6 protein-coding genes are annotated in these 6045 nt (G+C 56.4%); all 6 read left to right on the top strand.

Annotation, left to right across the window (positions count from 1 at the left end; all coding sequences use genetic code 11):
- The first annotated feature begins 320 nt into the window (after positions 1–320).
- Entirely contained in the window at positions 321–2357 is a 2037-nt protein-coding gene (locus ACH2EH_RS04445; protein WP_395139337.1) for an S-layer homology domain-containing protein, read from the top strand.
- 88 nt (positions 2358–2445) lie between these two features.
- Positions 2446–3006, top strand: a complete 561-nt coding sequence (gene efp, locus ACH2EH_RS04440) for an elongation factor P (protein ID WP_395139335.1) — start codon at positions 2446–2448, stop codon at positions 3004–3006.
- A gap of 34 nt (positions 3007–3040) precedes the next feature.
- Positions 3041–4177: a hypothetical protein gene (locus tag ACH2EH_RS04435; RefSeq protein ID WP_395139333.1), complete on the top strand. Its 1137-nt coding sequence runs from the start codon at positions 3041–3043 to the stop codon at positions 4175–4177.
- On the top strand, positions 4178–4585 hold the full coding sequence (locus ACH2EH_RS04430; protein WP_395139331.1) for an acetyl-CoA carboxylase biotin carboxyl carrier protein: 408 nt from the start codon (positions 4178–4180) through the stop codon (positions 4583–4585).
- Positions 4586–4978 carry a competence type IV pilus major pilin ComGC gene (locus tag ACH2EH_RS04425; protein ID WP_395139329.1) on the top strand — a complete coding sequence of 131 codons (393 nt, stop codon included), beginning with the start codon at positions 4586–4588 and terminating at the stop codon, positions 4976–4978.
- A 15-nt stretch (positions 4979–4993) separates the two neighbouring features.
- Positions 4994–6045 (top strand): acetyl/propionyl/methylcrotonyl-CoA carboxylase subunit alpha (locus ACH2EH_RS04420; protein ID WP_395139327.1); only part of this gene is annotated, 1052 nt, incomplete at its 3' end.

Below are 6045 nucleotides of genomic sequence, written 5' to 3'. Positions count from 1 at the left end.
CACATAATTCCCCAATCTCTCCCGACATCTTAGTTCTCCCTCTACGAGCCACCTATCAGAGAGCGATGTGAGGCACGATTTAGTCTAAACGCGAATTTTTATGAGGATATGAGGATATTAGGTACACTACCGCCCGGAAAACATTTCCAAAAAAAGATGAAACTCTGACACTAATAAGGGGTCTTAGAGGGTTGAAACGGCAGCACAGATCACTTAGGACAACGAAGAAGATGGGAAGGCAACGTGGAAACTACCCCAGCTTCGAGAAAGCCCCTAGTGCATCTTAAAGTTGACCGATACTCTCGGAGGGAATTTTAAACATGAAGAAAGCGCTTCTCGCAACCGCAGCACTGGCACTTACCGTCGCTCCGGTTATGGCACAGGACGGTCCGTTCAAGGACGTCCCGAACGACCACTGGGCCTACCAGGCAATTGACAAACTCGCTCAGCTCAAGATTATCCTTGGCGATCCGGACGGTCTCTACAAGGGCAAGCGTACGCTGACCCGCTACGAGATGGCCGTGATGCTGGCTCGTCTGCTGGACATCCTCGACAGCCGCTACGTCCGCCAGCCCCTCGTCCTGCCCGACATGAGCGGTTTCGCCACTAAGGCAGATCTCGCTACAAAGGCGGACAAAGACCACTCACATGGCGTTGGCGGCAATACCGGTAGAGATACCTTTGATCACTCCACGCTCGCTACCAAGAGCGATATCGCCGGTATGGTGAAGAAAGCGGATCTGGATCTGATCCGTAAGATGGTTGCGGAGTTCCAGACAGAACTTACTACCCTCGGTGTGGATGTGGACGCAGTTAAGAAGCGTCTTAAGAACCTAGAAGATCGCGTTTCGAACCTTGAGGCAGAGTGGAAGAAGCGCCTTAAGATTGGTGGCGGCTTCAATACCTACGTGCGTGGCAACTTCCGAAATGGCAATGCGGCAGCGGGTATTCCCGTCACCGGGTTCCGCGACAAGGACGGCTTCACAGTAACCCGCGGTCCTGGTACGAGCGGCCGCGTTCTGGCCGACACCCGTGCCCTGCACGACCTCGACCTTAACCTCAAGGCCACGCCCAATGAGAATGTGACTTTCGAAGCCAATCTGACGGTGGGTAACTATCTGCCCTACCTCGGTGGCGGTATGGGTGTCCGCTCTGATCGTGGTGCAGCTAGGGTCAATCAGGACCAGGCAACGACCCTCTGGTCCGCTCACATGAGCACCAGCACCAGCCTGCCCATCGTTGGCAGCACCGGTGTGACGGTTGGTCGTATCCCCACCATGTTCGGGGACTACACCTTCAAGACTCCTGATCAGGACTCGTACTTCACCAACCAGAAGACCGATATGGGAACTATACCCACGGATGGCCTTCGTTCAAACTTCCGCCTCCATGGCATCAATGTCACTGCCCAGGCAGGTAAGGTGAACCCGGTCAGCTATGGCCCGGCTTCAGCAAACCTCGCCCCTGGTGTGATGGCAGGTGCATTCCGTGGTGGCTACGTGGGCGGCTTGAACCGTGCCAACACCATTGGTGTGTTCGGCCAAGCAGGCCGTGTGGGCGCGATGAGCGTCAACCAGTTCGCCGGTGGTAGCGCTAACGTGAACATCAATTTGCTGACTAAGTTCAACGTCAACGCAACCTACCTTACCTTTGGTGGTGGATCTCAGGCCGTAGCGGGTGCAGCAAATTTCGATACCGTGAACGTTCTCGCGGCCGATGTCTCTACCCGCCTCCTGGGTCTGAACCTTGTTGGTAAGTATGCCAAGTCGGACACCCGAATCGGCTCCAAAAACGTAACGACCAAGAATAATGAAGCGATGGATATCAATGCTCAAGTGGGCAAGGGTAACTTCATGCTGACCGGTGGTTACCGTAATGTCGGACCGTTCTTCGGCGCTCCGGGCGCTTGGGCTCGGGTGGGTTCCTTCCAGAACCCAACCGATATCAAGGGTGGCTATGGAAAGGTTTCCTACAACCTGTCCAACCGTATCGAGCTGATGGGCTCTGCTCAAAACTACACGGGCACGGGCAAGGCGGGCCTCGGTGGTCTGGCCACTACGGACAAGATCGAAAACCTGGGCTTAGGCCTGAAGCTGCAAGTAACCGGCCCCTCCTCGCTGGAAGTTTCCACCGAGTCAACCGATTACACTCGTACGGGAACTGCTGCGAAACCGCGTGAGATGTTCACCAACATCGGCTACCGGTTCGACTTCAACCCGGCGAGCACGTTCCGTCTTCTCTACCAGATCGCGGACTACAACGGACGCAGCAACGTTGCCTTCAACGGCTCCGCGGCTGCAACCGAAAACGTCCAAAAGGGTGGCGTCGTCGCGGGACAGTTCTCTGTTCGCTTCTAAGTAAGCCCTCTCCTGACAGTGGCCCCCGGCACATGCCGGGGGCCTTTTTCGTGCTATAATAGCCACAGTTTCAAAGGAGTGTTTTCGATTGGATACCAGTGAATTCCGCAACGGCCTCTCTCTCATCTATGACAACGATATCTACACCATCGTGGATTTCCAGCATGTCAAGCCGGGTAAGGGAGGAGCCTTCGTCCGCTCAACCCTCAAGAACCTACGCACGGGACGTACTTTAGACAAAACCTGGCGCGCGGGGGAGAAGATGGAAGCGGCTTATCTGGAGAGAAAGCCAATGCAGTATCTCTACGAGCAAGACGGTGACTACTTTTTGATGGACATGGATACCTTTGAGCAAACCGGCGTCCCTGCAGCTCTGATTGGCTCTCAGGCCAAGTACATGAAAGAGAACATGGAGATCCAGGCAGTGACGCACAAGGAGCAGATTATCCAGGTTACCGTTCCGGATTTTATGGAGCTTGCTGTCATTGAGACAGACCCCGGCGTGCGTGGCGACACAGCCTCTGGTGGAACCAAGCCCGCAACTGTCGAGGGTGGTGTGGTCGTTGCCGTTCCCTTCTTTATCAACGTTGGGGACAAGCTCAAGATTGATACGCGTACCGACAGCTATCTGGAGCGCGTTAAGTGCTAGATGTCCGCAGGAGACACTTTAAAGGAAAAGCCTCATGAGTAGAGAAGAATCCGAGGAAGGTGGAGTCTATGTCCCGCCTGTCGTCTTTGCCCTCGCAAACCTAACGATGACGATTAGCTTCGTGGTCGCGGGCCTAGGCTTCGCCTACTTACTGTACGGAATATTCGCCGGGCTGAGTGGCTTTTCAGGCTGGGATGCTGCAAAGCAGCAGGGCATGCTAGGCATTATCGCACTAGCGGGCAAGGCGATGATGATCGGGCTGGGCATTGGCTCACTCTGCGCTGCGGTTATTTTTTGGTTTGAGGAAGTAGTCGGCTACGTCATTCTGATCAGCGCGGGGGTTCTCGGTCTGGGGATTCCCTTTGCCTTCCCGATGCTAGGCGGTGAGATTGCCTCGAAGGGAGTCGCAAACGCCCTTGGGGTCTTTCCCCTTGCCTCCATTGCTCCTGCCATCATTGGCGGGATCCTGGTGGTGCGCGATATTTTCTCCAAGTTCGGCCGTGCGATCCAGCGTCGTGGATCCGATGCCGATCTCTCACAGGTCAAGCTCGGTGCCAGTGCACAACGCGAACAAAAACCATTGCGCACGTCGCTATTAGGTAAATGTTGGGAAGGGAGCTACTGCCGCGACTGGGTACGCCCGCACTGCCCTATTTATCAGCGGCGCGATGCCTGCTGGCGGCAGCGCCGGGGGTGCTACTGTGAGCAGGAGATTGTCAGTGCCGCCGCCAACAAAACTCAGGGAGGCATGCAGTTGGAGATGGCTCCGTCATCGCAATATAACTACGCAAACCCCTCTGCTCCGGGTTCGACGGCCCCGCCCAAGGTGATCCTCAATGATTCCCAAAAGGCGGAGCGGTGTCGTAACTGCGTGATCTACAACGATCACCAGTCGGAAAAATATAAAATTGTGATGCCGCTCGCGATCGTGGCCACGGTGGTTCTCTGTGCTCTGATTTCCCCTCTCATGAAGCAGGGAATCCAGGGGAGTTTCACCCTCATTGAGCAGACCGTCGCCAAGGTTAGCTTCAGTTCCTCAAGTGAGAGTACCGTAACACTCACCCGACCACCGTCTACTGTAGAGTGGGGTCTGGTAGGCGCATTCTCTCTCATGATCGTCTCCAAAGTACTCCAAATAGTGGAGTGGTGCGTCTTTGTCAAGAAAATCTAAATGAACCACGAACAGATCGAAGGTTTTGCGGCGCTCTTTAGTGCCGTCCCGCGCCTCACGGAGATCGAGGTGCGCAGTGACGGAGTCTCTCTGCGCCTCCGTCGAAGCGCCCCCCCCCTTCCTGTGGCCCTCGTTGCAACCGAAATGGCCCCTCGAGCAACGATCCCCCCTGTTCCCTTCTCCTCCCTCGTTGTCACGGCGGAGCATGTCGGTGTTGTCCAGCTCGCTCCCGTTACGGTGGGCGAGCGGGTAAAGGCAGGGCAAGTCCTCGCACAAATTGACACGATGCGCCTGCTCAGTGCCTGTAAAGCGCCCGTTGCAGGTAAGCTCGTCTCTTTGCTCGTTGAGGAGGGACAGCCCGTCGAGTACGGACAACCTCTCTTTGAGATCATGCCGGAGGAAAAATAGATGCGACGAATATTTTCGATGATCGAGATCCTTGTGGTGCTGGTCATTATTGCTCTCTTGGCTACAGTGCTCGTCCCGCGTCTTATCGGGGGTGGCAAGGATGCGGCGGGAAAGCGTGTGCTTACCCATAAGCAAAGAGCGCAGCAAGTCGGTACGATCAGCTACGTCAGTCAGATCCAGCAAGCCATCACGATGTACAAGATGGACAACGAGGAGCGGCTCCCCACCAGCCTCAACGAGCTCAAGCGCTACGGGGTCACCGACGAGATGCTAATTGATGCGGTGAGTAAGCAGCCCCTCCAGTACAACTCCCAAACCGGTGAAGTCACCAGCCCGACTGCCCTTCCTGGCAATATCGGCAGAGCACTTAATCTCCCTAACACCGGGCAATAGACAGTAAAGACAGTAATGTTCACTAAAATTCTCATTGCCAACCGCGGCGAGATCGCGGTTCGGATCATTCGTGCCTGTCAAGAACTAGGCATTAAGACCGTCCAGATTCACTCCGATGCGGATCGGGACTCTCTCCCGGTACGCCTCGCCGACGAGACCGTCTGTGTCGGACCAGGTCCTTCTAAGGACTCCTATCTTAATATCCCGCATATTATCGCAGCCGCATTGAATACCGGAGCGCAGGCCATCCACCCTGGCTATGGTTTTCTCTCGGAGGTGGCCAGCTTTGCGGAGATCTGCGAGCAGTGCGGTATCAAGTTTATCGGCCCCCCTATCTCCGCAATCGAGAAAATGGGTGACAAGGCCACGGCGCGTGCCACCGCGCAAGCCGCGGGTGTCCCCACCGTTCCGGGCTCTAAGGGTATTGTCGAGAGCGACACCGATGCCCTCAAGCTCGCGGCGCAGCTTGGCTACCCGGTGATGATGAAGGCCACGGCGGGGGGCGGGGGGCGTGGGATTCGCATCGTCGAGAACGAAGACGAGATGCAGCGCCAGTTTAAAGTGGCGCAGGTCGAGGCGGAGGCGGCGTTTGGCAACGGCGGTCTCTATCTGGAGAAGTACATCCGGGAGATGCGCCATATCGAAGTACAGGTGCTCTTTGATGAGCACGGCCATGGGATTCATCTGGGCGAGCGCGAGTGCTCCGTCCAGACCGTGCGCCACCAGAAAGTGGTCGAGGAAGCGCCCTCCCCCACGCTCACACCCGAGCAGCGCATGACAATCGGAGCGGCGGCAGTGAAAGCGGGCGCAGCGGCGGGCTATGCCAACGCGGGCACTGTAGAGTTTATCTATACCCCAAGCGGCGAGTTCTACTTCATGGAGATGAACACCCGCATTCAAGTGGAGCACCCGGTCACCGAGTTCGTGACGGGCGTTGACTTGATCCAGTGGCAGATTCGCATCGCCGCAGGGGAGCCGCTGAGCCTCAAGCAAGAGGATATCGAATGGAAGGGGCACTCCATCGAGTGCCGCGTCACGGCGCAAGACCCCGCCAAGAACTTCGCACC

The sequence above is a fragment of the Armatimonas sp. genome, from assembly GCF_043760365.1.
In the GTDB taxonomy this organism is placed as follows: Bacteria; Armatimonadota; Armatimonadia; order Armatimonadales; family Armatimonadaceae; genus Armatimonas.
This window is presented reverse-complemented; position numbering and strand designations above follow the sequence as displayed.